Origin of the sequence: Paenibacillus sp. NPDC057886 (genome assembly GCF_042796655.1) — a bacterium.
GTDB lineage: Bacteria > Bacillota > Bacilli > Paenibacillales > Paenibacillaceae > Paenibacillus.
Genome location: NZ_JBHVMZ010000009.1, coordinates 61,418 through 88,170, shown reverse-complemented (window position 1 = coordinate 88,170; position 26,753 = coordinate 61,418). Strand labels below are relative to the sequence as shown.

Below are 26,753 nucleotides of genomic sequence, written 5' to 3'. Positions count from 1 at the left end.
CATATGGCATTACTATGGCTAGTCATTGTCGGAGGCATTGTTATCGGAGTACACGGCATATGGTTCGGCCGTCCGGCTTTACGCAAGCTGACGTACACCAGACAGTTCAGCAAAATGCGTTGTTACGCCGGGGATGAGCTGGAGATGGTAGAGACAATTGCGAATGAAAAACGAATATCGGTTCCATGGCTCAGACTTGAGGCTATGATGCCAGTATCATTTGTATTTCGTTCCGGTTCAGGCATGGATATCAGTCAGGGAGATATCTATCAGAATCATAAAAGTATCTTTACTTTGAAACCGATTACCCGTATTACGCGCAAGCATCCTTTTGTATGCAGTAGACGTGGGATCTACACGTTAAACACCGTAACCATGACCGGAGGGGATCTGTTCGGCCTTTGGCGTACGTCGAAGCCAATTCCCGTTCATCTATCCATGGTCGTATACCCTTCACTTGTTCATGCGGAGGATCTGCCTGCGATCTATCAGGTATGGCAGGGGGAGGTTGAAGTATCCCGGTGGATTGTTGAAGATCCCTTTCTGATTCTCGGGGTACGTCCGTATGGTGCAGGTGATCCGATGAACCGTATTCATTGGAAAGCGAGTGCACGTACGGGAGAATTACAGGTTTACAAGCAGGGATGGACTGCGGATCCTCAATCCTGGATTGTGGTCAACATTCAGGAGTCGGCGGACATGTGGAGTGTCGTTACCCGCCCGGAGATGATTGAACGAGCACTCCGTTATGCGGCAACCGCAGCAGTAGATGCCATTGGAAGAGGGTTACCCGCAGGGTTTGCTCATAATGGCTACCGTGTGAGTGGAGGGCGTGATCCATTGCGGATTGAGCCGGATTACGGCAGTCCTCATCTGGAAATGCTGCTGGAGGCTATGGCAGAGACAGAGTTGAAATGCATGGTTCCCATGGAGCAGTTCCTGAGTGATGAAGTAGAACGGAATGAAGAAGCCCAGCAGGTTCGCAGTTATCTCTTAATTACGTCCTATGTATCTCCAGCCATGGAGCATGAAATTGCGCGTTTGCATGAGCAAGGCCACCGTGTGACCATACTCCCGGTAGAGGGCGGGAAAAGCGATGCTAAGGCGGTGAGTGCATGAATGAGTCCAACAGCAACAGTACCAAAGAAAGACTGCTGTTATCCATGTCGAGCGTTCTGTTGATTGGTGTATATTTCTATCCGCTTTTAACGCTGACTTCCCTTTATGCAACGTGGCGTTTGCCATCCACATTAATGGCTATCTTTGTTATTGCTGGCTGGTTAGGTCAGTGGGTACAGCACAGGTTACCAACCATCAGCGAAAAAAACACGTTTATTCGATGGGGTGCAGCGTTGCTTATGGGACTGCTGCTCTCATTGGTCATCGCAATATTATGGGCACTTCCTTTACCTGATTTGCTGACGGCAGTGGTATGGGGTGTAATTTCAGCCTATATTGGTTTGAACTTTCAACCTGCCTTCCGTTCGATTTTGATTTGGCGCTTGCAGATTTGGGGTGTACTCAGTGCAATTGTGCTCAGTGGGGCGGCCAATGGAATTGAATTCATGCAACCTCTTCGGGCTTACACTGGAACTATATATACAGCGGGACTAATCAGTTTTGTTGGCTGGTTGGTAGGTCAATACAGTGTGCAGCTGGATCGTGCGATATTAAATGATGGCTCAAGAAGGATCGTGTTACGTGAGTTTGCCCGGGCGAATCACCAGCGTCTGTTATGGATGCTGATTGTGATCGCAGGGATTGGCGCTTTTCCCAGTCTTGTTGCCTGGCTAGGACCACTGCGTGACCGTCTGCTTGCATGGATCAGAGGTTTGATAGGCTCGAGTTCCAATCAGGAGCCACCTATTACGCCTACAGCTCCAAATGAACCACCAATGATACCTGAAGGAATGGAACCGGCAGGGGAGCCCTCTATTTTCTGGGATATCCTGGGTTGGGTAGTCATGGGGGCTGTAGCAGTTGTGATCCTGTGGCTTATCCTACGTCTGGGGCAGAAGGCCATAAACAAACTTATGGAGCGCTTCAAAGGGCTGCTGCAGCCCGGTCAGAAGAATGTAGAACCCCGGACGGAGTATGTGGACATCAGCGAAACGTTAGAAGTACCTGCAAAAACGCGCAAATCCTGGTTTCGCAAGAAGGAGTCGCTGCCCTCACAGGAAGCTGAACGTATTCGATACTATTATCGGAAGTGGATGGACAGAGCTACACACCGGGGAGTGGATATACAGGGTGCACATACGCCACTGGAGGCTGCGGAGACGATTGTTCAGCATGGGGCCAGAGAAGATGATCAGAAGCTCTCTGCAATGCTACCAGATACCTATAACGCTGTACGCTATGGAAAGAAATCTCCTGACGTTTCCGAGATGAGTGAGATTGATCGGATATGGAAATCTTATCGAAGTAAATAAGTCGGGAATCCCTTTACTTTTCTTGTTACGTTCAAGTATCATGAGAGGAATACACAAGTTGGTCAGAAAAGGAGCAGACATTAATGAAGACAAATCATTGCAAAATAGTAGATTGTACAATTCGTGATGGCGGATTGGTAAATAACTGGGACTTTAGCGTGGACTTTGTTCAACAGCTCTATGCTGGATTGAATGAAGCTGGCGCTGATTATATGGAAATTGGATACAAAAATTCACCTAAGCTCTTGAAAGGTGCAGAAGAAGCAGGACCATGGCGTTTTCTGAATGATGATTTCCTGCGCAAGGTTATTCCGCAAAAAGGCAACACCAAATTGTCTGCATTGGTTGACGTTGGACGTGTGGACGAGAATGACATTTTGCCACGCAGCGAAAGCATGCTGGATCTGATCCGTGTAGCTTGCTACAGCAAGGATGTAGACAAGGCACTTGCTCTGGTTCAAACGTTCCACGATCGTGGATATGAAACGACACTGAACATTATGGCATTGTCTAATGTTATGGAAAATGAACTGCTGGAAGCATTTGAACTGATCAAGGAAAGTGCTGTGGATGTTATATACATAGTAGACTCCTATGGAAGCCTGGATCATAACGATGTGAAATATCTGGTGGAGAAGTTCAAAACTCATCTGCCGAACAAACGTCTTGGCGTTCACACACACAATAATATGCAACTGGCGTTCTCAAACACGTTGGTAGCAGCTGAACTTGGCGTTGAACTGCTGGATGCTTCCGTATACGGTATGGGACGTGCTGCAGGGAACTGTCCGACTGAACTGCTTGTTGCTCATTTGAAAGGCACGAAATACAATCTGCGTCCAGTACTTGGTGTATTGGAGCAATTGATGGTTCCTCTCCGTGAAAAAGAAGAATGGGGTTACATTTTGCCTTATATGATTACAGGTACATTGGACGAGCATCCTCGCTCAGCGATGGCACTGCGTTCGTCGGAAGACAAAGATAAGGTTGTTGATTTCTATGATAAATTGACAACACCAGAAGTGAATTTTGACAAATAAGCTTGCCGCATGATTCTTGAAATGGATTTCAAGTCAACAAGAGACGGATCTAATACGTCTATAACTTTAGCGCATTAGCGTTTTAAGTCGAAAGGTGCACATGGGGCGGAAAATAGTCTAAAATACATTTGCAAATATAAAAAAACATGGACTCCGATGGAGAGTTCATGTTTTTTTAGTTCTTATTGCCTTGTTTTTCTACATATCTATGAATAAATATTCCTAGGAGTGCTTATTTTTTTGTTCACGTCTGCGGAAATAAATGTTATTATGTACCAGATAGCATGTTTCCACATGTGAATTGAGCGTTGGTAGATATAAAAATGTCGAATATTGTAACAATGTAGATTTATATATATCGTTAAGGTTATTTCAGGATAGGTGACCCCGGGAAGGAAAAACACGGCATGAAGGCTAATCAGCAAGATCAGAGAAAAATAGGTTGGGTCGCGATAGGCGGCTTATTGTGTTTCCTCGCAAGTCAATGGTTTCGTTCTTCTGCAAGCTCTGATCTGATCATATCGGGTTACCCGGTGTTGACACTCTTGGGTGGCTTCGCTGCGGCAGCGGCCTGTATCGGCATTTATAATCAAAGCTGGTTATTTCAGACTCAAAGATTGACCCTCCGAAGGGTCCTTATGACTATACTGTTTTTATTGATTGGTTTGTTTGAATTAGTTCACATCGTTTCTTTTGCCGAAGAAATGCCGAATGGCGCGATGGTGGAGTCGGAGTTCTCATTGAAGATGATGTCGCTTGGAGCTCTTGTTTGTGCGGCAGGTTTGCTGTTCATATATGCAGTCCGTGAGAGGGGAATTGCGTTACCACGCAAATTTTTAATCTTCAGTGGAACACTCGGTATTTTTGTTGTTTTGTATACAGTGTCTATCCAGGAATGGGCTGTACTGCCGAACTTGCTGGAGGGCAATGTGCTTGGCGGCATGTTTACCCGAATTCATTTTCTGATTGGAATCCTGTATGGTGTGACTGCGGTCGTGTTATTCGTTCAATGGAAAAAAGGAAAAGATGGTGATCTGCCTACCATTCTTTGTGCAATCCTCTGTTTTTTCTTTGGAGAATGTTACTTTGTCTCTGCTACGAAGATTAATGACCTCAATCTGTTGCTAGGTCTGTTAAGCAATTGTTTGGGCTATTTCTTCATCCAGAAGGGACTGTATTCGTCTGTAGTGGATACACCTTTCCTCAAACAGCAGGTGGCTGAAGCGAAAATGAACTTTATTGCTCACCATGATGATGTGACAGGGCTGCCGAATCGCCGTCGTCTTTCTCAGCGACTGAAAGTGATGATGAATGCAGCTATGGTAGAGGAGCAGCTTGTCGGTGTACTGGTATTGAACATTAACCGATTCAAAACAATTAATGATTCACTGGGTCAACAAGCAGCTAACCGTGTACTTCGTCAGGTAGGACAGCGTTTGAAGCATTCTTCGCTCCCAGGAGAGGAAGTGTTCGGACTGGGAAGAGATGAATTCGTGCTGACAATGACAGACTTCTGTACAACCGATACAGCGTTAAAGCGGACAAGATCGATCTTGCAGTTGTTTGAAAAACCTCTAACGGTTGATGGGAACGAATATCATCTCACGCTGGGTATCGGTATGGCGATATTCCCGCATGACGGAGACTCACCGGAGGAGATCATCCAGAATGCGGATACGGCGCTGCATAATGCCAAAGAGCAGGGAATGGAGCTAAACCGATATGCCCATGCGATGCAGATGAAAGCCCAAGAATGTTTGCAGCTTGAGAATGACTTGCGCAAAGCGCTGGATCGTGGGCAATTCTATCTTGTGTATCAGCCGCAGGTTAATCTGGCGAGTGGTTTAATTGTGGGGATGGAGGCTTTGGTACGTTGGCAGCATCCGCTGAGAGGGACGGTATCCCCTGCGGAATTTATTCCTCTTGCTGAGGAGAGCGGGCTGATCGTGCCGCTTGGAGAATGGGTATTGCGTGAGGCGTGTGCACAGAACAAGCGCTGGCAAGAAGCGGGTTATCGCAAGCTGTGTGTATCGGTTAACTTATCCATGAGACAATTCAGGCATTCCCATTTGCTGGACAACATCAGCGGCATTCTCAAGGAGACAGGTTTGGAGCCTGTGTGGCTTGAGCTTGAGATTACGGAGAGCATGACATTTGACAAGGATCGTGCGTTTGAGCAGTTGCGCAAAATTAAGGAAATTGGAGTGCACATCAGTATTGACGATTTTGGCACCGGGTACAGTTCACTGCATTATTTGAAAGATCTGCCGATTGACCGTCTCAAGATCGACCGTTCCTTTGTCAATGAAGTGATGGAGGACAGTAATAACGCGGCAATTGTGTCGACTATTACGTCAATGGCTCATCACCTGCAGTTGAAAGTAACGGCTGAGGGCGTTGAAAATGAAGACCAGCTTTCATTTCTTCGTGATCAGCATTGTCATGAGGCTCAAGGGTACTTTTTCAGCAAACCGATTGTGGCAGACGATTTTGAAAAAAAGTTTTTGAGGGATGTGGATAAACCCACGGGGTAAGGATAGACAGGGGCGTGGACACGCTTCTGTCTTGTTTTGTTTTGAAAGGTTAGGGGCGAAATGGTAAAAAGAAGTTGCAAGCGTTGGATGATCATGGTATATTAATTTTGTAAAATTCATGTTAATGTTCCTCGGAACTTGACGGGACGTAGCTCAGCTTGGTAGAGCACCTGGTTTGGGACCAGGGGGTCGCATGTTCAAATCGTGTCGTCCCGATCGTCATTCGCGCGGGTGTAGTTCAATGGTAGAACTTTAGCCTTCCAAGCTAATAGCGTGGGTTCGATTCCCATCACCCGCTTAACTAATGTAACACCTAAAAGCCCTTGTGATAACAAGGGTTTTCTTTTTTTTTTCAAAGATAGTGTATTTTAAGTCATGTTTAAATGGAGAATATCACTGAATCCGAATTCAAAACCTTTGCTTTTCCCCCATCTTCTGGTACAATAACGGAGAAATCGATACTACACATGAATGAGAGGTAACCATACGTCCCATGAAGTAAAACACATGAATTGAACCCCAGTAACTGCAGAGAGTTTATTGACGCAGTCAGCCAAAGCGGCTGAGCAATGAGGGGATTCGTGTGTCCAAATTCAGCTATGGGATCAGGTATGGAAACGGGCAGGCTGTTCTGGCTTGTGTGACCCTTTTTTTGGGTTCTTTGTTCATACCGTGGGGTATCTTATGCTTGTTTTTGACGCTTTATCCAATCCTAAATTGCCAGACCGCCGGCTGATGCCAGCGGTTTTTTTATTTTGAAATGCAGGAAGGATGAGGCCTCATGATGACAATGGTACGCCTACATGAAGTATCGAAAGAGTGGAACGGGAATGAGTTGTTCGCAGGATTGAATCTGGAAATAAATGAAGGGGAGCGGCTTGCCATTCTGGGTCGCAACGGCTGTGGCAAGACCACCTTATTACGCATCATTCTGGGAGAAGAAGAGGGTGGTGGACGCATCGAACGCCACATTCCGCAACAGGAGTGGGGGTTCATGCGCCAGCGCTCCTTGATCGAACCTGAGTTGAATGTGCTTGATGCCGTCCGGCAGGAAAGTGGGCGGATCTACGAGGTGAAGCGTGACCTGGAAGAACTGGAACAACGGATGGGCAACAGTGAAGCGGCAGATGAGCAGCGGCTGCTTGAAGCTTATACAATAGCGATGGAACAATATGAGCAATTGAACGGGTATATGTGGGAGACTGAGGTAGAGAAGGTACTGACGCGTCTGGGGTTATCGTTGGAACATTGGAGTCGGCCGTATCATTCTTTGAGTGGTGGGCAAAAAACGAAGGCTCGTCTCGCAGGACTATTGGTGAGTAAACCCAAATTTCTGATCCTGGATGAACCGACGAATCATTTGGATGAAGAGAGCATGCGCTGGCTTGAAGAATGGCTTTCCGCCTATGCCGGAACATTGTTGTTTGTCTCTCATGACCGGACCTTTATTGATCAGGTCGCAACGGGTGTCATTGAGTTTAGCCCGGATGCACTGACCAAATATAAGGGAGGCTACACTGACTACAAAGGCCATAAGGAACGCGAATTGCGTGAGCAGGAAGCAACCTATCGCAAGCAGGAGCTGGAACGGAAAGCGCTCGAAGAGACAATCCGCAATTATCAGCAGTGGTTTCATCAGGCTCATAATTCAGCGACCGATGTGGAGGTCAAAATCACCCAGAGCTTTTACAAAGCGAAAGCCAACAAGAACATTTCCCGCTACCATGCCAAGCAAAAACAACTGGAGCGTCTGGAGAAGGAACGCGTGGATAAACCCCGCGAAGCTGCAAAATTGAACATGGAGCTGCAAGTGAACACGCTGGCTGCCCGCCAGCTCCTTGCATTGGAAGACGTTAGCTTTGGTTATCCAGGAAGCCCAACATTGCTTCACAATCTCCGGATTGCGGTCGAACGTGGAGATCGTCTTGCCGTACGTGGTCCAAATGGCACAGGCAAGACGACACTGCTCAAACTGATGATTGGGGAGCTGGAACCTTCTCAAGGCAAGGTGACACGTCATCCACAGCTGAAAATTGGTTATTTTTCGCAAGAGCTTGAGGGGTTACCGGAAAGTCAGACGCTTCTGGACAGTTTGCTCAGTCTTCCATCCATGACACAAAGTGCTGCACGTACCATTCTGGGATGCTTTTTATTCTCAAGAGATGATGTGTTCAAGCGTATTGGGGATTTGAGTATGGGGGAGAAGTGCAGGGTTGCGTTCCTGCGGTTGTATTTCGGGGGAGCCAACGTGCTGGTGCTGGATGAGCCGACCAATTATCTGGATATTGACACACAGGAAGTGATGGAGAATATATTGAAGCAGGCATCCGGAGCACTGGTGCTCGTATCCCATGACCGTATGTTGACTAAAGTACTCGCCAGCCGCTTGCTTGATCTGGAACCCGGTGGGAAAGCTACACTGTTCGAAGGCGGGGTAGAGGACTGGGAGCAATCCATTAAAATGCGAGAGTCTGTCCTTGAGGTTCGGGAGTCAGATGATGAACGGCTGCGGCTTGAGATGCGTTTATCCGAGTTGTTATCTCCGATGAACAGTGCGGGCAATGATGTATTGACGAAGCCTGATGACGTAATTCAAAGGGCGACTGAAGTTGCCGAGGTTCGCGAAATTCAGTGTCGTTTGAAACAGTTGCACGAGCTGCGAAAACAGAAGTAATGGATTGATGAAGCTTATGCCGTTTTACTTTTTGGCTTAACGTTTGATCCTGCGGCTTTACGGCTTGCTATTTCGAGCGATTTTGCATATAATAATGGACGATCATCAGTAAATTTGAAGGTTTATCTGACATGCAAACGTGATGATGGAGACAAGTAAGCAGTGCCTCTGGACAGGGAGGAAGCGCCGTAGATTGAGAGCGTTTCTGTAGAACAAGGCTGCTGAAATTCACTCCGGAGCGGTTCCCTGAACCAGATTTTGCGATTCATCGCAGGAGTTAGTAGGGGGTAACGGTTAACGGTCGTTATTCCGTATAGAGTGAGGCAAACATGTTGCAGGCCGGAAGGGCCGGGCAGCACTGAATGTCTAACAAGGGTGGTACCACGGTCTTTTCGTCCCTTCAGGGGAGAGAAGGCCTTTTTTTGTTGCATTAACACCACATAAAGGGGGCATTTACACATGAAAGAACGTTTGGAGGCATTAAAGATCGAAGCGCTGGAACAGCTGTCTGGCGTGAACGATCCACAGACGCTGAGTGATCTGCGTGTGAAGTATTTGGGGAAAAAGGGTGCATTGACCGAGATTTTGCGCGGCATGGGTGCGCTTAGTGCAGAGGAACGTCCGGTAATCGGTCAGGTCGCCAATGATGTTCGCGGCGCGATTGAAGAAGTCATTGACAGCAAGCAGGAGCAGTTCCAGAAGGAAGAGACGGCGAAACGTCTGCAATCCGAAAAAATTGATGTGACCCTGCCAGGACGTCGTGGACGTCAAGGCGGACTGCATCCACTGACCAAAGTGGTACAGGAAATCGAAGATATTTTCATCGGTATGGGATACCGCGTAGCGGAAGGTCCTGAGGTTGAAATGGATTATTACAACTTCGAAGCCCTGAATCTGCCGAAGAACCACCCGGCCCGTGATATGCAGGATTCCTTCTATGTAACAGAAGACCTGTTGATGCGTACGCATACGTCACCGGTTCAAGTTCGCACCATGCAAAGCATGAAAGGTGAAGTGCCTGTAAAAGTCATCTGTCCGGGTAAAGTATACCGTCGTGACGATGACGATGCGACGCATTCGTTCCAGTTCAATCAGGTTGAAGGTTTGGTTATTAGCGAGAACATTCGCATGAGTGACCTGAAAGGTACCTTACTGCAATTCGTACGCGAAATGTTCGGTTCACACACCGAAATTCGTCTGCGTCCAAGCTTCTTCCCGTTCACCGAGCCAAGTGCTGAAGTGGATGTCACTTGTGTGCAATGTGGTGGCAGTGGCTGCCGGGTGTGTAAACAGACAGGCTGGCTTGAGATTTTGGGCGGCGGTATGGTTCACCCGAAAGTGCTTGAGATGGGCGGTTATGATCCGGAGAAATACAGTGGGTTTGCATTCGGAATGGGCGTAGAGCGTATCGCCATGCTGAAATACGGCATTGATGATATTCGTCATTTCTACAACAGTGATATGGCGTTCCTGAAACAATTCGGACGACTGTAATTACCGAAGTAGCATACAGGGCGAACGCCCTTCATTTGCAACACCAATTCATAGATTAGGAAGTGAACGTCCATGAGAGTATCGACAGAGTGGCTGTCTGATTATATCGCGCTGGAAGGCGTGGAACCGCAGGAGCTGGCAGAGAAAATCACTCGTGCGGGGATTGAGATTGATGTAGTGGAGAACCGGAACCAGGGCGTGAACAACGTGGTTGTCGGTTATGTGAAGAGCAAGGAGAAGCACCCTGACGCTGATAAGTTGAATGTATGTGTGATTGATGCCGGACAGGAAGAAGATCTGCAGATCGTATGTGGTGCAAAAAATGTGGATGCCGGTCAAAAGGTAGTCGTTGCCCTGGTTGGAGCGAAGCTCCCTGGTGGACTCGATATCAAAAAAGCCAAGCTGCGCGGCGTTGTATCCCTTGGCATGATCTGCTCTGCGAAAGAACTGGGCATGAACGACAAGTTGCTGCCTAAGGATCAACAGGAAGGTATTCTCGTTTTGCCAGCACAAACGGAAGTGGGCACACCAATCAGCCAAGTGCTTGGTCTCGATGATCATGTTCTTGAACTGGACCTGACACCGAACCGCTCCGACTGTCTGAGCATGCTGGGTGCAGCTTATGAAGTAGGCGCAATTCTTGGTCGTGAAGTGAAACTGCCTGATCCAACTCAAAAGTTGGTGGAGATCGGTGATGCGGCTGCGAATCATATCTCGGTTGAGATTACAGCTGGCGAACAATGCAGTCATTATGCAGCTCGCTATGTAACTGGGATCAAGCTTGGAGCTTCCCCGCAGTGGATGCAAAATCGTTTGATGGCCGCTGGCATCCGTCCGATCAATAATATCGTTGACATCACGAACTATGTCATGCTGGAATACGGACAACCGCTGCATGCTTTTGATGCAGATAAGCTGGAGAAGGGCCACATTGAAGTGCGGATGGCCAAAGAAGGCGAAACGATCGTGACGTTGGATAGCCAGGAGCGCAAGCTGGAGCCGCATATGCTGCTCGTTACCGATGGCGTGAAACCGGTAGCCATCGCGGGTGTTATGGGTGGCGAGAATTCCGAGGTAACGGAAACCACAGTAAATCTGTTGCTGGAATCCGCCAAGTTCGACGGCGGAACCGTTCGGAAAACGTCGCGCCAACTGGGGCTGCGTTCCGAAGCAAGCATGCGTTTTGAGAAAGAAGTTGATCCGGCTGCTGTCATTACGGCATTGAACCGTGCGGCTGAATTGATTCAGCGTTATGCGGAAGGCGAAGTTCATCAGGGGATCGTGGAAGCTGGAACAGCCGCTGCGGATAAACATGTTGTGCAGCTGTCGCTGGATAAACTGAATCGCTATCTGGGAACTGAGTTGTCCCTGCTTGAAGTGAAAACTATCTTCGCTCGTTTGCACTTTGCGTGTGGTGATGCGCAGCAAGGTCTGCTTGATGTTGAAGTGCCTAGCCGCAGAGGGGATATTACACTTGATGTGGATCTGTTTGAAGAGATTGCCCGTCTGTACGGATACGACAATATTCCAACTACATTGATTGAAGGACCAACAACACCAGGTGCTTACACGCGTTCGCAAGCGATGCGCCGCACCATTCGTGGCCTGTTTGCAGGTAGTGGCTGGCAGGAAATGATCAGCTATTCATTCGTACACCCGGATAAAGTATCCCTGTTCCCTGCTTTGACAGAAGGCAGTAAAGCCGTGAAGCTGGCTATGCCAATGAGTGAGGATCGCAGCGTGCTTCGGAAGAGCATTTTGCCACAAATGCTGGACGCAACGGTGTATAACATGAACCGCAAGCATGATTCACTGGCTGTATTTGAAGTAGGCAGTGTGTTCTTCACCGAAGAAGAAAAGCTGACGAAGCAACCGCATGAAATTCCGGTCCTGAGCTTGTTGCTCACTGGAAACCGTGCATCCCAGCAGTGGAATGTGGGAGCAGAGAAAGTGGACTTCTTCGATCTGAAAGGTGCACTTGAGAACCTGTTCGCCTATGTGGGTCTGGAGCAGCGCATTCGCCTTGTGGCAAACAGTCCAGAAGGTTTCCATCCTGGTCGCTCCGCATCGGTATACCTGGAAGCAAAAGATGGCGGAGAGGGCAAACTGATTGGTACAATGGGTCAATTGCATCCTGAACTGCAACAGCAATATGATTTGAACGATGTGTACCTCGCGGAAATCGGACTTGAAGCCATCTATAGTGAAGCGGATGCGGAAATCCGTTATCGTGAGCTTCCACGTTTCCCAGCAGTTGAGCGGGATATCGCGGTTGTTGTAAGTAAAGATATCGAAGCTGGGGATATGCTGCGTGCGATTCGTGAATCTGCCGGTGAGCTGCTGCAAACCGTACAGGTATTCGACGTGTTCACAGGCAGCAAGTTGGGTGAAGACAAGAAGAGCGTAGCGATGGCTCTTGTTTATCGCAACCGTGAACGCACATTGACAGATGAGGAAATTACCGAGGTTCATGCTCGTGTTGTTGCTCGTCTGGAGGAGCAATTTGGAGCCGAATTGCGTAAATAGAACATAAGTCAATTTTTTGAACAAAGATTAGCAGGAATTGCTTGAAGTCACATCGAATCCTTAGCATTAGAGGATCGATGTGACTTTTTTTGTTTTACAGCTTAGAATCAACATACAGACTTGAAGGAGGGCACAACTGTGACTACACCTGATCGTACACGCGTCACCGTAGAGATCTACGGGACTTCCTATAAACTGGTTGGCAGCAGTGCCGACTATATGAAACAAGTAGCTAACCTGGTGGATGAGCGAATGAGCGCTATCTCCAAACATCATTCCCGACTGGATACCCCGCGTATTGCAGTTCTGGCAGCTGTACATATGGCTGAGCAGTCTCTTCAGACTCAGGAAATTCGGAATGAGTTGAAAATGCTGACCGGTGAACGTACCGAAATGAGAAATGAACTTAATCGGCTGAATGCCATACAAAATGAACATCAGCAGGAACTGGAACGCCGCGACCAAGCACTCGCTGAAGCAACGAAACTTAAGGCTGAGGCGGAACAGGCCATCGCGAAGCTCCAGAAGGATCAGCAGGCAGAAATAGCCAAGCTGAATACATTGCTGGAGCAGGAACGCACTCAGGCAGCAGGTCGCGAGCAAAAGCTTCAGGCTCAAACTGCGGCGCAGCTGAAAGCGGCTGAGGAGAAAGCGCAGGCGCGTCTGAAAGAAGCAGAAGAAAAAGCAGCGAATCAAATCAAGAATGCACAGACGCAAGCGGCAGCCCAACTGAAGGAAGCACAGACACGTTCAGCAAATGAGTTGCAGCAAGCCCAGGCCAAAGCGGCTGCACAATACAAGGAGCTGCAGGATAAGACGGCAGCTCAACTGAAAGAAGCAGAAGCTCGGGCCGTGGCAGAACGTCAAAAAATTGAGGTTCAAGCCGCACAGCAAGTACAAACGGCGAAGGAACAAGCAGAAGCAGCAATTTTGTCTGAATTGGAACAAGCCGAGGCCCAATTGCAAAAGGTTCAGGAAGAAGCTCAGCTTCAATACCGTGAACTTCAATCTGAGATGGAGCAGCGTATACAGCAGGCAGAGCAAGCTGCCGCGAATCAGGCTCGAGAACTGACTGAAAAGGCAAAAGAAGAACAATCCGCCCTGCAGCAACAAGCAGAGCAGAAGCGACTGGCTGAGATTAAACAGCTGAATGCAACGTTTAAGGAGTCATCCGAACAGGCCGAATTGGAATGGATGGAAAAAGAAGCGGCCTATGAAGAGCAGCTTCAGCAAATCCATGAAGCTGCCCAGACTCAGGCGAGCGAAGCTGCGGTAACTACTGAGTCTTTGCTGCAAGAAGAACGAGGCAAGCTGAAGCAGCAGTTGGAAGAAGAACGTAAACAGGCCAAATCGCGCTTAACCGATGTCGAAGGGCAATTAGCCGAGGTGCGTAAGCAGCTCAAGAATGCTCAAGAGGTTGTTGTGGATCAGGAGCAACAGCTCCAACACGAGCGTAGTCAAACTGAAACGCTGCGCAATGAAAAAGCCGTATACAAACAGGAACAGGATGTTCAGCTTCGTCGAATTACGGAATTGGAGAAGCAGCTGGAACAATTAAAAGCTGATAGTGCTCAGCTGACTGAACAACTCCGCAACACAGAAGCTGAGGCCGAACATTTCCGGGAAGCGGAACAGCAATGGAAAGAGCAGTATAACGAGACCGTTGAACGTGAATCTTCACTGACAGCACAGCTGCGAAAAGTACAGGATCAGCACGGCCAGCTTGAACAGGAAATCAAGAAACTTCGTGAAGCCGAAGTGAAGTCCGAGGATGAGCAGCGCAGGCTGCAAAAAGTGCTTGAGCAGGCCCATGCGGCAGTACGCACATTACAACATGAACTTGGTGCACTGACGCAGAGCGAGCAGTCCTGGAAAGAGCAGGCTGAACAACGTCTGATCGAGATCGGTGAACTGGAGACACAGGTACTTGAAGCTGCAGAACAGAATGAAACGTTGGAGTCTGGTGTACAGTCCCTTCATGATGAATTATCCGTTGTCAAAGAAGAAGCCCGTCACGCCAGCGAAGAAGCAGAACATTATATTGCGCAAGCAGGTCGTCTGGAGCTAGAACAGAAAGAGCTCGATGGTGAATTGAATGAAGCTCGTGAAGAACTGAACAAGCTGCAGGAAAATTATAAACAAATCCTCAAGGATTATGGTGATGCACTGCAGCGTGAAGAGGACTACACTCGCAAGCTGAATGAAATGAGCGAAGAAAAGAAAGAAATCATGCGTGCGCTTGAAGGATCCAAGCAGAATGCCAATCAGCTATCCGCCCGGGTGGATGAACAACGCAGCTTACTGACTCAGACAGAAGAAGAAGCACTTGAGTGGCAGATTAAGCATGAAGAATTGTCTGCCAAACAGGCAGAGCTCGCCTCTCGCCTGCAAGAGCTGACTGCTCGGGAAGTGGAGCTAAGCTCCAGGGTAGAACAAGCGGAACAACAAGATCAGGTTTGGCAACGTCGTGCTGATGAATGGGCGGCTCAGGAACAGTCCTGGCAAGATCGATGGGCTGCACTGGAGAATGAATTAAACCTCTGGCAGAAAGAGAGTGCTGCCAGTGTGGAGAAGGTAGAAGAGCTGGAACAAGAGCGACAGCAGCTTGCTCAGCAGCGTGCAGAAGCGATTGAAGAAAAGCAGACGATGGAAAATGAACTGCTGGAGATTGGTGACAGGTACGAGCTCGCGGCCAATCAGTTGCGTTTGCTGCAGGTTGAACGTGAGATGGAGCAGGAGAAGGCGGAGCAACTGAATACGGATTACCGCCAATTGCGGGATGAATATACGAAATTGCAGACGGAATATAACGAATGGATTGAATTGATTGAGCAGGATCAGACCTAGCGGATGATTACGTCATACCTGGAATCCTGGACAGCGCACTCTTGTACAATTTGTTATAATGAAGAAAGAGCTCCCGTCGCTACGGGGGCTCCTTGTCTTGAACACTATTCTTCAACAATAATTTTGGAGATCATACTGCTGTGACCGCTTCCGCAAAAGACGGAACAGGACATTTCAAATTCCCCTGCTTTGTCGGGAGTAATCACTTTGGAACTGTTCTTGGTATCCAGCTGAAGGTTCAGCTCGGGTACGAGAACGCCATGGTTGCCGTTTGTATTTTCATAAACAATCTTAACCGGGACACCTTTTTTTAAATGGTATTCAGGTTGGTCAAATTCATAGTTGCTTGCTTTGATTACCAGTTCTTCGCTTGCAGTTGCACCCGAATCGGACTCGCTGTTGGATTCCGCGGATTGTCCAGTTCCACCACATGCGGCAAGGACCAAAATCAACATACAGGCTGCAAGCCATGCCATGCCTTTCTTCATCATATGCCTCCTTAAAAGCGTGATATGGATAAAATTTGAATGATTTCTCCAGTCATCATACCGCAAATTGACGATGCCTGTACATGCTGCCTATGTCGTTTTTTTGAACATCAGCATGCACATAACCTAAAAAAATAAACCTCATCAGGCGTTTAAGCCATCAGAGGTTTAGGGGAAGTGAGCAACAGTTTACGGGGAGTAGGTACTTTGGAGCCTATGCGTGATCTTTGGATCTTCTTCCGGCATCAAAAGGGGTGGAAACCGGGATGAACAGATCGATGATCCCAATGACCAATGCAGCCAGAACTGCCCCAAGCAGACTGACATGCACATGATCTACGACATATTGACCAATCCAGATTACCAGTGCGCTGACGATGAAGCCGACAATACCGCGGCCAAAAGGATTAACCCTTTTACCGAAGATGCCTTCAACAACCCAGCCGAGCAGTGCGATAACCAGAGCAAGCATCAGTGCGCTCCAGAAACCACCTACTGCAAATCCAGGTACGATCCAGCTGACGACCATCAAAACAATTGCCGCGATGATAAATCGCACGACATGTCCCAGAAAATTCATGGTGTTATACCTCCTTTATTCAGATCGGATTGAGCATTGTACATCCTGTTCAATGGCGAGGTTGCACAATCCTGACACCTCTAGTTTGCGGCGCGATGTCCCAAGTTATGTGTGGAAGGATTCGTTAAATAGCGCTAGAAAGTTTCTTTCGTTATAATACAGTTATAGTTTGGAAGGAGTTGTACACTTGGACACGAAAATTTTACAGACATTGGAATATCGCAAAATTTTAAATACATTGCAAAGCTTTGCCCAGACTACGATGGGAAAAAAGAAAGCGGAACAATTGGAGCCGATCAGTGAACTGGAAGAAGTGAAGAGGCTGCTCCAGCAAACAGATGAAGCTTTTACATTTGATCGTCTGAAAGGCTCTCCATCTTTTGGGGGAATTGTGGATATTACCGCTTCCATCAAACGTGCTGAAATAGGGGGCACGTTGAACCCGCATGAGTTATTGGGAATTTCCAACACCACTTTGGCAGCACGACGATTGAAACGTCAGATCGCTGCGCTGCACGATGATGAAAAAGTGGAATCGATTTTCTATATCAGTGATCAGTTATCTGAGCAAAAAACGCTTGAAGACGCAATTCGTATCTGTATTGACGACAATGCCGAAGTCTCAGACAGCGCGAGTGTAACACTGGCGCAGATTCGTCGTGAACTGCGCGGCGGTGAAGCTCGGATTCGCGAGAAACTGGATTCGATGATTCGTTCTTCAACGGTATCCAAAATGCTGCAGGATCAGCTGATTACAATTCGGGGAGACCGTTTCGTGATTCCCGTGAAATCGGAATATCGCTCGTACTTTGGCGGGATTGTACATGATCAATCCGGTTCAGGAGCAACGCTGTTTATTGAGCCGGAATCCATCGTTGCGATGAATAACAAATTGCGCGAGACCCGGATCCGGGAAGAACGCGAAATTGAAGTGATTTTACAGAAATTAACAGCACTTGTCAGCGAACAGGCAGAGTGGTTATTGTATGATGTTGACTTGCTGGGATCGCTGGATTTCATTTTTGCCAAAGCACGTCTTGCCCGTGAATTGAAAGCCACATTGCCACGTATGAATGATCGCGGATTCATCAAGCTCAAAAAGGGACGCCATCCGCTGATCTCCATTGAAAATGTGGTGCCAACCGACATTGAACTTGGCAACGATTATACGTCTATTATCGTAACGGGTCCAAATACGGGTGGTAAGACCGTAACACTCAAAACGATTGGATTACTGAGTCTTATGGCGATGTCAGGTTTGTTCGTTCCGGCCGAAGACGGCAGCCAGCTATGCGTATTTGATGCGATTTACGCGGACATCGGTGACGAACAGAGCATTGAACAGAACCTGAGTACGTTCTCCAGTCATATGACGAATATCATTCGGATATTGAAAAACATGACGACCAAGAGCCTGGTGCTGCTCGACGAACTTGGGGCAGGTACCGACCCGGCAGAAGGGTCTGCACTGGCGATCTCCATTCTGGAGCATATGCATCAAACTGGATGCCGCATGGTAGCAACAACGCATTACAGTGAGCTGAAAGCATATGCTTATGAGCGCAAAGGTGTTATTAATGCCAGCATGGAATTCGACGTAAACACACTGAGCCCTACCTACCGATTACTCGTTGGTGTGCCGGGACGGAGTAACGCGTTTGCAATTGCAGAGCGACTGGGTCTGCCGGGATACATTCTGGATTACGCCCGTGGCGAAGTGAAAGAGGAAGACCAGCGCGTAGAGCATATGATCGCTTCCCTGGAAGAGAACCGGCTTACGGCGGAGCAAGAACGTGAGAGTGCGGAGCGTCTTCGCCAGGATATGGAGAAATTGCGCAGCCGTCATCAAGCCGAATTGGAGAAGCTGGAACAGCAGCGTGACCGCCGCATTGAAAAAGCGGAAGAAGATGCCCGCAACATTGTGGACAAGGCCAGAGCGGAAGCTGAGAAGATTATCGCCGATCTTCGTCAGCTCGCAATGGAAGAAGGCGCATCCGTGAAGGAGCACAAACTTATTGCTGCTCGCAAACAACTGGATGAAGCAGAACCAGAGAAACGCAAGAAGACGGTTAAGCGCACTTCAACGGCAACGAAGTCTCGGGCCATCGGCCCGGGCGACGAAGTACTTGTCTACAGTTTGAATCAAAAAGGTCATGTGGTGGAGATGTCAGGCACCAAGGAAGCTATAGTTCAATTGGGGATCATGAAAATGAAAGTATCCCTGAATGACCTTGAATTACAGCAGTCTGCCACAGCAGAAGCCAAACCGAAGCAGAAACCGGTAACAGGCGTGAAACGAACTCGCGATGACAATGTGAAAAGTGAATTGGATTTGCGGGGGACGAATCTGGAAGAAGCCTTGATGGAGACAGATCGTTTCATTGATGAAGCTTTCCTTGCTAATCTGGGTCAGGTTTATATTATTCATGGTAAAGGAACAGGAATTTTGCGTTCCGGTATTCAGGATTACCTGCGTAAGCATAGACATATAAAAAGTTATCGGCTGGGCAATTACGGAGAAGGCGGGAACGGTGTGACCGTCGCAGAATTGGAATAGCCCGACCGAGAATCAAAGATGTTCTGCCTCCTGAGTGAGTTCAGGCAGCAGAATGGGGGAAGGGGAACGATGAGTGAAAGGGACGATTGACCAATTGCTGTCTCATCCCTTGGGGATGGTGCTCGGATTTTTCTCCGTAGCGATTATGGAGCTGCTTGTATTTCTTGCTTGCTTTGAACTGGTGACCAAGTACAAATGCTGGCATGAAATCAAGAAGGGCAATGTGGCGGTTGCGATGGCTACAGGAGGCAAGATCTTTGGAATCTGCAACGTGCTTCATTTCTGCATTCAGGCCAAATCATCGGTGTATGAAGCTATGACGTGGTCATTTGTTGGGTTTGTCCTTCTGCTCATTGCCTATTTTCTATTCGAGTTTCTGACACCGGTGTTCTCCATTGACAAGGAGATTGAAGCGGATAACCGGGCTGTTGGATTGATATCCATGATTATTTCCGTCTCGTTGTCATTTGTTATTGGCGCGAGCATCATGTAGGGGGACCGTTCATGAAAATATTGATACGGATTCTGTTTGCTGCATCGATTGTATTTTTTGCCATAGGCGTCATTTATGTGTTGAACACATGATTATCTGAAAGAGAAAGGTTGATTCAATATGGAACCAACAGTATGTCCATGGTGCCACACCGAGATTGTATGGGATGAGGAGCTAGGGCCTGAAGAAGAATGCCCTTACTGTCACAATGAATTAAAGGGATATCGTACACTAAACATCAATATCGGGGATGAAGAGAACAGTGAAGCCGAGGAAGACATCTATGATATGGATGATGTCGAGGATGATGAACAAACTACGGATCTCGCCAATCTGTGGGGAGATGAAGTAGAACTGAAATTGCCGGAGCTTCGTACATTGACAAAGTATGCAGATGAGGGCAATGATCTGATTCAATACGAAGAAGGCGTGGAAAAGCAGCTTGATTTGCAAGAAGAAGTGCCGGAATGCCCACACTGCCGTGAATTCATGATCCTCACGGGCACACAGAAGGCATCCAAGGATACGTTCAATCCTGTTGCCAATGCTATCTCTGGTACGGGCTCGTTGCTGGATGCGCCGTTCTCTGTACAAATGTATGTATGCTCAGGCTGCTTCCAGGTTCAATATAACTTGTCCGAAGATGACCGTCTGCGTCTGATCCAGAATTTGAGCGCGCGGAAATAAGGGAGTATAACGTTCTGAAAATATAATATTTCGGGAAATTCATCATGTTTTCCTTCTGCTTGGGGTACGTTAACCCTTAGACCTTGCCTGTGAAGTGCTGAACTTCAGGTGGAATAAGGAGGGAGCAGATGAAGATTTCTCTGGGCCGACAATCCATTCTGCTACTAGGCGTGAATGGATTGTTTGTGTTAGCCGGAGCTTTGTCGGGGACGTTTCTGAATGTGTATCTGTGGAAAAGCCGTCCGGACTACGCCATGCTGGGATGGTTCACGATCAGCCAGCAAATTGCACTCGGACTCACGTTTTGGCTTGCGGGAAAGTGGGTCAAGGAACATAACAAAATGAGTGCGTTGCGATTGGGAACGGCCTTGTCAGGTATTTTTTACATGCTTGTGTTATGGGCAGGGCCAAAAGCGGTTGACTGGATATGGCCTTTGGGGATTTTGTTTGGATGTGCACTCGGATTGTTCTGGATCGCGTTCAATGTGGTTTACTTTGAAGTGACTGACCGGGAGAATAGGGACCTGTTCAATGGCTGGGTGGGTCTACTGGGTTCCATGACAGGCATTATCGGCCCGTGGTTCTCAGGTCTTATTATTTCACGAATGGCTGACAATTCGGGTTATCGCCTTATTTTTACGGTATCGTTGGTGATATATGTGATTGCCGTCGTGTTCAGTTTTTTTCTGAAAAAAAGGGAAGTCAGCGGCACATACCGCTGGTCTGAACCTTGGCGACAGTTGTCTGCCAAAGATAGCGCATGGAGACCACTTGGCATGGGACTGTTTGCACAAGGCGTGCGGGAAGGGGTATTTGCCTTTCTAATTGCATTGCTCGTCTATGTGGCTACTCAGCAGGAATATAAGCTTGGACAGTTCTCGTTAATCACTTCAGCCGTAGCTCTGGTGAGTTACTGGGCCGCTGGAAAATGGTTTAAGCCGCAATACAGGTCCAGGGGGATGTTAGCCGGAGCGATATTGTTATTCATCGTGTTGATCCCGCTATTATGGAAGGTCAGCTATGGAACGCTTTTGATTATGGGAATTGGATCTGCCTTGGCGATGCCATTGTATATTTTGCCGATGATTTCGGCAGGATTCGACCTGATGGGAACGAGCGGCGAAAATGTAGAGAAAAGGGTTGAACTTGTCGTATTAAGGGAGCTTTGTTTGATGGTCGGTCGTTTATTTGGCCTTGCTGTATTTATTCTGACAGTCATGAATGGCCCTTCGTTACAAACGTTAACCTGGCTTATTGTGGCGCTTGGGGCTTTCCCGCTCATCGGATGGATATTTATGCGCAAAATGCTAGTACATCCGGATCAGCAAGAACCCTCTGCATAGGAAAAGGGTACAGTCCAGGGTTTTAATCCTGAGCTGTACCCTTATTTATTTGAGACGTTGCTTACACAGGAGACGGTTTACTCGTTCTCGTTAATGAGAAAAGCTCCATATCGCGATTCTCAACTCCTGTAACAGCATCTGCCAAAATAGAAGCAGCGAACATACTGTACACCGTTCCGTTACCACCATAACCCTCTAGAAAATAAGAATGTGGGTATTCAGAATGTGGGCCGATAAACGGAAGACCGTCATGTGTATTGCCAAACACGGCACCCCAGGCATAATCAATTTCTAGACCGTCAAATGGGAAATAAGAGCGGACTTCTTCCAGGAGTGTGTCTCCCCGGTGTTTTGCCCGAATCTCGCGCTGATCTTCCCTCGGTGTCTCTTCATCCAGACCGCCAGCAATGATCCGTCCGTCTGGTGTGGTTCTCATGTACAGGTAAGGGCGTGCTGTCTCCCAAATCAGACTGTGCTCATACCATTCCTTCAGATCTGGCAACGGTTTAGTAGCAATAGCATAGGTGGTTTGCAGGTAGGCTCCTTGATCCTTCTTGATGGCCTGTGTCTCATAACCGGCAGCAAAAATAACCTTGCTGGCCCGGATTTTCCCACCTGAAGTATGACACAGCACACCACCATCATTGAATTCACAATGAATCATCTCAGTCTGTCCATAGATTCGCGCTCCTCGTTTGCTTGCCGATTCAAACAAGGCATGAACAAAGCGATACGGGTTCACTTCGGCATCCCCCGACGTATACAGTGCGGCAGGTTTGCTGAAGGGAAAATGGCTGCTGATTTTGTCGGAATTCCACAGCTCAGCTTCAAAGCCATAGCGCATCAACGTTTGATATTCTTCCTCCAGCATGGCTACATCATCAATGCAGCTGGCAAAACAGAGACTTGTGCGCGGAATAAACCAGGGATCCGTATCCAGCCTGTCCGCAATTTGTGTGAGCTTCTGCATGGCTTCACGACATAGTTCATAGAACCGCAAGCCAGTCTTTTCACCAAAGGTATTAATACAGGAGGTCAGTGTTTTGTCGTTTGTGTACTGCAAAAGGCCTGTATTGGCTGAGCTGCTACCATGCGCAATCTTTCTCTTATCAATAACAACCGTTTTAACTTCACGCTCCGTAAGTAATTCGGAAGTCAGTGCGCCCCCCATACCACCGCCTATGATCAAGCAGTCACATGAGATGTCGGTTTGTAGCGAGGGATAGGTGGAATTTGTATTAAAAGTGGAAGGCCAGAAAGGTGTACCATAGAGCAAATCCAATAGAAATATCTCCTCCGTGATTACGTTTGTATACTTTTGAGTGACCGGGTTAACAATAATTGCGCATAAACTTTATGCCGAGGAGGTCAACGAAACATGCAGAATCAATCCATGCAAGCGCTGAGTCCGAAAGAATTGAATTATATTGCGGATTCAATAACCAATGAAGAACTGCTGATCAAGCAGTGTGCAGCCACAGCCTCCATCACACATAATCCGCAAATTCAGCAGGCACTGAATCACTATGTTCGTTCCCATGAACAGCATCTGAACACACTCGTCAATGCTTTGCAGCAACATCAATCTATTGCTCCAACACAAGCACAATAGTAGCATGAGAATTTAACCGTATAGGAGGAAACTGTGTGTATTCTCAATCTCTATCATCAAATGGATCTTTTATGCAGGAGCAGGATTTGTTGAAGTCGATTCTTGCGGATTTAAGACGAACCGCGCGCGAATATACGACAGCAACAACTGAAGCTTCCTGCCCAATTACGCGTCGGATGTTCACAGACTTGACCAATGATACTCTCCGTCTGCAAGGGGATCTGTTCAATCTGATGCAGCAGAACCACATGTATTCAGTAGGTTCGAAGGCATTGCGCCAGGATGTAGACAAGCAGATTCAATCGGCCCACCAGACCCAACAGAAATGTCAGCAGTTCATTCAGGAAAAGAATACGCAGGCCAGTGCTTACAGCCAGGCGCCTAATGTACCCCAGCATCAACCGAATTACGGTAACCCTTATTACATGTAACCTTTGTCATTATGGTTTGAAGCAGGTACTGTTGCAGACCATACCACCGCTTGCCCGAATTCAGGGCGGGCGGTTTTTGTCTTTGCATGATCGTTGAATTCATGTAATATAAGTATTAATTCATTTTCAGGAACCTGGATGACGCTGGAGGGAAAGACATGAAGGATCTGAACGATTTGCAATTAAAAGTTCTGGATTTGTTGAAGGAAGACGCGAGAAGGACTCCCGCACTGCTGTCGACGCTGCTGGGGGAGTCGGAAGATAAGATCAAGAACGCCGTGGCACAGCTTGAACAGGACCACGTTATTGTGAAATACGCAACCGTTGTAAACTGGAGCAAGATTGATGATGAGAAAGTAACAGCCTTGATTGAAGTACAGATAACGCCTGAGCGTGGTCGTGGCTTTGAAGGGATCGCTGAACGCATTTATCTGTATCCGCAAGTGAAATCGGTATATCTCATGTCAGGTGCATATGATCTGCTCGTGGAAGTAGAAGGTGGCAACCTGCGCGAAGTCGCTAATTTTGTATCGGAGAAATTGTCTCCGATTGACTCAGTACTTTCAACCAAAACGAATTTTATTCTTAAAAAATATAAGCAGGACGGGATTATTTTTGAAGACCATCAGGAAGACAACCGTCTCATGATCTCGCCGTAAAGGAAGATGCGTCATGATAGTGAATGAACAGACAACAGGAAACAACAAGAAAATGACTTCGTATCTGGCACCATTGGTTCAACAGATACCGCCATCTGGCATACGGAAATTTTTTGATTTGGTTGGCGATAACAAGGATATCATCACACTGGGTGTAGGCGAACCGGACTTTGTAACACCATGGCATATGCGTGAAGCTTGTGTATATTCACTCGAAAGAGGCATGACCAGTTACACTTCCAATGCGGGTATGCCGAAACTGAGGGAAGCTATTAGCGAATATCTGGATACTCAATTTGATACCAAGTACGATCCAAAAGACGAAATTATCGTTACTGTTGGTGGCAGTGAAGCCATTGATCTGGCATTGCGTGCATTAATCGTACCCGGAGACGAGATTCTGATTCCAGAACCTTCGTATGTGGCATATTCTCCAATCGCATCGATTGGTGGAGGCATACCGGTTGGTGTAGAAACGTATGCAAAGGATCAGTTTAAACTGACTGCCGAGGCGCTGGAAGCGGGAATTACGCCGAAGTCCAAGGTTCTTATCCTATGTTATCCGAGCAATCCGACAGGTGCCATCATGACATATGAAGAATGGCTGCCTATTGCTGAAGTGATCAAAAAGCATGATCTGATCGTCATTGCGGATGAGATTTATGCTGAGCTGACGTATACGCAAAAACATGTTAGTTTCGCTTCGATTCCGGATATGAAGGAACGTACCATTTTGGTTAGTGGGTTTTCCAAGGCTTTTGCGATGACCGGCTGGCGAATCGGGTATATGTGCGGACATCCTGAACTGATTGCAGCCATGCTCAAAATTCATCAGTATACGGTGATGTGTGCACCTGCCATGGGACAGGTGGCCGCGCTTGAGGCATTGACGAACGGTTTGGGTGAGAAGGATAGAATGGTTGATTCCTATAATCAGCGCAGACGCCTTATCGTGCAGGGTTTTAGGGATATTGGACTGGACTGCCATGAACCCCAGGGAGCATTTTATGCATTTCCTAGTATCCAGAAGACGGGGCTGAGTTCCGATCTTTTTGCTGAGCGCTTGCTAACGGAAAATAAAGTGGCGGCTGTTCCGGGTAATGTATTTGGTCCACAAGGTGAAGGATTTCTTCGTTGTTCCTATGCAACATCCGTTACCCAATTGAATGAAGCATTGGAACGAATCGGAAACTTTGTTTACAAACTGAAAAAAGAGGGTTAATAGGGAGTAGAAGCCTTCGAGAGATATGAACATTCTCCAAACTAGAAAAAAATAACTTTCTTTTACAAAATATTGTGATATAATTTCAATTTGAAATATGTTTTCTTGTATTTGGAAACTAATTTTTCCAAGGAGGGGTTGGCTTTGTTTTGTGTTGAATATGATTTACCGACTAATCGTGGGCATTATTTGGCAGAAGGCGATCATGGCGACCGATGGTCGGTGAAACCGGATCACGCATCTTTGCATAACGTTTCCTTGGAAGATGAGATCCATATGCTACGCCGCAAGATGGAACAGATATTCCTTGAAGAGAAATCATTCACATCCGATATTGTAATTGAAATTAGCAGTTTGCTAGATTTGAAGATTAATGAATACATGAAGGCTAATCCGATTAAAGGAAAATAATTTTTCGTTGTATCGAAACGTTACGCATATGCAATTCGAAGAAGACCCGGAGGGGGTCTTTTTTGATTTATGAACAGATTGCTTCGGATAGGCAGGGTTATTTTTTTGCGTGGAACAATTGTGATATATTGTACATAGGAGACTAAAGGGGGAACTGGAATGAAGAGATTTTGGGGGCTTACCGCAATCATTTCTATGATTTTTCTGCTTGCTGGCTGTGGCGGTAAGGACGGTTTTACTATTTTTATCATTGACAACCAAGGAAATCCATCCGTGATCTCGGAGCAGTTGCAAGCTAATTTGCAGCAGAAGTTGGGCGAGGAGCCTAAGGTGGAGGTTATCACCAGTGCGATGTATGATGTTCAGAAAATTATGGTAGAGTATGCGGCTGGCGGACATGATATTTTCATTTTGCCTGAGGCTGATATGAAGCAGTACGGAAGTAACGGCTCCAATATTCCGCTTGATGATACATTTGATCCGAAGAAGTATGAACGCGGTGTATTTGAAGGCGGGGTCTTGGTTGAGAAGGGTGAAGGAGATGAAGGTTCAGATATCAAGAAAGAATCACATCTCTATGGCATTCCGCTGGAAGACATGCAAATGTTCAAAGATGTAGATTATGCTGCGCAAAATCTGTTTGCTACCATTCCGGTGTCGGCGTCCAATGTCGAAGAATCCAAGAAAGTGCTGAAGGCGCTGACAGAGTAAATGCAATCTAGT

At 47.3% G+C, this 26,753-nt stretch carries 21 protein-coding genes and 2 tRNA genes; 20 read left to right on the top strand and 3 right to left on the bottom strand.

Going from position 1 to position 26,753, the window contains the following annotated elements:
* Positions 1 to 3 precede the first annotated feature (3 nt).
* From ACFVQB_RS26700 to zapA, 10 genes are all read left to right on the top strand, one after another.
* Positions 4 to 1,119, top strand: coding sequence for a DUF58 domain-containing protein (locus ACFVQB_RS26700; protein WP_379446937.1), 1,116 nt, complete (start codon positions 4 to 6; stop codon positions 1,117 to 1,119).
* Positions 1,116 to 2,432 (top strand): hypothetical protein, encoded by a 1,317-nt coding sequence (locus tag ACFVQB_RS26695; RefSeq protein ID WP_379446936.1) that lies wholly within the window; start codon positions 1,116 to 1,118, stop codon positions 2,430 to 2,432. Before ACFVQB_RS26700 ends, ACFVQB_RS26695 begins: the two co-directional genes overlap by 4 nt.
* 83 nt (positions 2,433 to 2,515) lie before the next feature.
* Positions 2,516 to 3,472 (top strand): aldolase catalytic domain-containing protein, encoded by a 957-nt coding sequence (locus tag ACFVQB_RS26690; RefSeq protein WP_379446935.1) that lies wholly within the window; start codon positions 2,516 to 2,518, stop codon positions 3,470 to 3,472.
* A 407-nt stretch (positions 3,473 to 3,879) separates the two neighbouring features.
* Positions 3,880 to 6,006, top strand: coding sequence for a bifunctional diguanylate cyclase/phosphodiesterase (locus tag ACFVQB_RS26685; RefSeq protein ID WP_379446934.1), 2,127 nt, complete (start codon positions 3,880 to 3,882; stop codon positions 6,004 to 6,006).
* A 142-nt stretch (positions 6,007 to 6,148) separates the two neighbouring features.
* A tRNA-Pro gene (locus tag ACFVQB_RS26680) sits at positions 6,149 to 6,222 on the top strand.
* An 11-nt stretch (positions 6,223 to 6,233) separates the two neighbouring features.
* Positions 6,234 to 6,304 (top strand) — tRNA-Gly (locus ACFVQB_RS26675).
* A 483-nt stretch (positions 6,305 to 6,787) separates the two neighbouring features.
* Entirely contained in the window at positions 6,788 to 8,680 is a 1,893-nt protein-coding gene (abc-f, locus tag ACFVQB_RS26670; protein WP_379446933.1) for a ribosomal protection-like ABC-F family protein, read from the top strand.
* Positions 8,681 to 9,139: 459 nt separating this feature from the next.
* Positions 9,140 to 10,174 carry a phenylalanine--tRNA ligase subunit alpha gene (pheS, locus tag ACFVQB_RS26665; RefSeq protein WP_024628331.1) on the top strand — a complete coding sequence of 345 codons (1,035 nt, stop codon included), beginning with the start codon at positions 9,140 to 9,142 and terminating at the stop codon, positions 10,172 to 10,174.
* A 72-nt stretch (positions 10,175 to 10,246) separates the two neighbouring features.
* Positions 10,247 to 12,700 carry a phenylalanine--tRNA ligase subunit beta gene (gene pheT / locus ACFVQB_RS26660; RefSeq protein WP_379446932.1) on the top strand — a complete coding sequence of 818 codons (2,454 nt, stop codon included), beginning with the start codon at positions 10,247 to 10,249 and terminating at the stop codon, positions 12,698 to 12,700.
* Positions 12,701 to 12,838: 138 nt separating this feature from the next.
* Positions 12,839 to 15,547, top strand: a complete 2,709-nt coding sequence (gene zapA / locus ACFVQB_RS26655) for a cell division protein ZapA (RefSeq protein WP_379446931.1) — start codon at positions 12,839 to 12,841, stop codon at positions 15,545 to 15,547.
* A 104-nt stretch (positions 15,548 to 15,651) separates the two neighbouring features.
* Here the strand turns inward: zapA and ACFVQB_RS26650 are convergent, their stop codons facing one another.
* Positions 15,652 to 16,035 (bottom strand): cupredoxin domain-containing protein, encoded by a 384-nt coding sequence (locus ACFVQB_RS26650; RefSeq protein WP_379447134.1) that lies wholly within the window; start codon positions 16,033 to 16,035, stop codon positions 15,652 to 15,654.
* Positions 16,036 to 16,249: 214 nt separating this feature from the next.
* Positions 16,250 to 16,615, bottom strand: a complete 366-nt coding sequence (locus ACFVQB_RS26645) for a phage holin family protein (protein WP_053780442.1) — start codon at positions 16,613 to 16,615, stop codon at positions 16,250 to 16,252.
* 187 nt (positions 16,616 to 16,802) lie between these two features.
* Between ACFVQB_RS26645 and ACFVQB_RS26640 the strand changes: the two genes are divergently transcribed.
* The 4 genes from ACFVQB_RS26640 (at position 16,803) to ACFVQB_RS26625 (ending at position 21,695) form a co-directional block, all read left to right on the top strand.
* On the top strand, positions 16,803 to 19,172 hold the full coding sequence (locus ACFVQB_RS26640; protein WP_379446930.1) for an endonuclease MutS2: 2,370 nt from the start codon (positions 16,803 to 16,805) through the stop codon (positions 19,170 to 19,172).
* Positions 19,173 to 19,245: 73 nt separating this feature from the next.
* Positions 19,246 to 19,665 (top strand): DUF350 domain-containing protein, encoded by a 420-nt coding sequence (locus ACFVQB_RS26635; RefSeq protein WP_236703290.1) that lies wholly within the window; start codon positions 19,246 to 19,248, stop codon positions 19,663 to 19,665.
* A 120-nt stretch (positions 19,666 to 19,785) separates the two neighbouring features.
* On the top strand, positions 19,786 to 20,352 hold the full coding sequence (locus ACFVQB_RS26630) for a hypothetical protein (RefSeq protein WP_379446929.1): 567 nt from the start codon (positions 19,786 to 19,788) through the stop codon (positions 20,350 to 20,352).
* A 128-nt stretch (positions 20,353 to 20,480) separates the two neighbouring features.
* Positions 20,481 to 21,695 carry an MFS transporter gene (locus ACFVQB_RS26625; protein ID WP_379446928.1) on the top strand — a complete coding sequence of 405 codons (1,215 nt, stop codon included), beginning with the start codon at positions 20,481 to 20,483 and terminating at the stop codon, positions 21,693 to 21,695.
* 61 nt (positions 21,696 to 21,756) lie between these two features.
* Here ACFVQB_RS26625 and ACFVQB_RS26620 read toward each other — a convergent pair whose 3' ends face one another.
* Positions 21,757 to 22,977, bottom strand: coding sequence for an NAD(P)/FAD-dependent oxidoreductase (locus tag ACFVQB_RS26620; protein WP_379446927.1), 1,221 nt, complete (start codon positions 22,975 to 22,977; stop codon positions 21,757 to 21,759).
* A 96-nt stretch (positions 22,978 to 23,073) separates the two neighbouring features.
* On the opposite strand from ACFVQB_RS26620, the gene ACFVQB_RS26615 reads away from it, so the two are divergent.
* From ACFVQB_RS26615 to ACFVQB_RS26590, 6 genes are all read left to right on the top strand, one after another.
* The gene (locus tag ACFVQB_RS26615; protein WP_379446926.1) at positions 23,074 to 23,307 is read left to right on the top strand and encodes a hypothetical protein; all 234 of its coding nucleotides are present in this window, start codon (positions 23,074 to 23,076) and stop codon (positions 23,305 to 23,307) included.
* Positions 23,308 to 23,342: 35 nt separating this feature from the next.
* Positions 23,343 to 23,738 (top strand): spore coat protein, encoded by a 396-nt coding sequence (locus ACFVQB_RS26610; RefSeq protein WP_379446925.1) that lies wholly within the window; start codon positions 23,343 to 23,345, stop codon positions 23,736 to 23,738.
* 158 nt (positions 23,739 to 23,896) lie between these two features.
* Positions 23,897 to 24,397, top strand: a complete 501-nt coding sequence (locus ACFVQB_RS26605) for an Lrp/AsnC family transcriptional regulator (RefSeq protein ID WP_024628343.1) — start codon at positions 23,897 to 23,899, stop codon at positions 24,395 to 24,397.
* A gap of 13 nt (positions 24,398 to 24,410) precedes the next feature.
* Positions 24,411 to 25,619, top strand: a complete 1,209-nt coding sequence (locus tag ACFVQB_RS26600; RefSeq protein ID WP_379446924.1) for an aminotransferase class I/II-fold pyridoxal phosphate-dependent enzyme — start codon at positions 24,411 to 24,413, stop codon at positions 25,617 to 25,619.
* A gap of 189 nt (positions 25,620 to 25,808) precedes the next feature.
* Complete coding sequence (locus tag ACFVQB_RS26595; protein ID WP_323374397.1) at positions 25,809 to 26,030, top strand: aspartyl-phosphate phosphatase Spo0E family protein; 222 nt, start codon at positions 25,809 to 25,811, stop codon at positions 26,028 to 26,030.
* Positions 26,031 to 26,189: 159 nt separating this feature from the next.
* Positions 26,190 to 26,741 (top strand): hypothetical protein, encoded by a 552-nt coding sequence (locus ACFVQB_RS26590; protein WP_379446923.1) that lies wholly within the window; start codon positions 26,190 to 26,192, stop codon positions 26,739 to 26,741.
* The last annotated feature ends 12 nt before the right edge of the window (positions 26,742 to 26,753 follow it).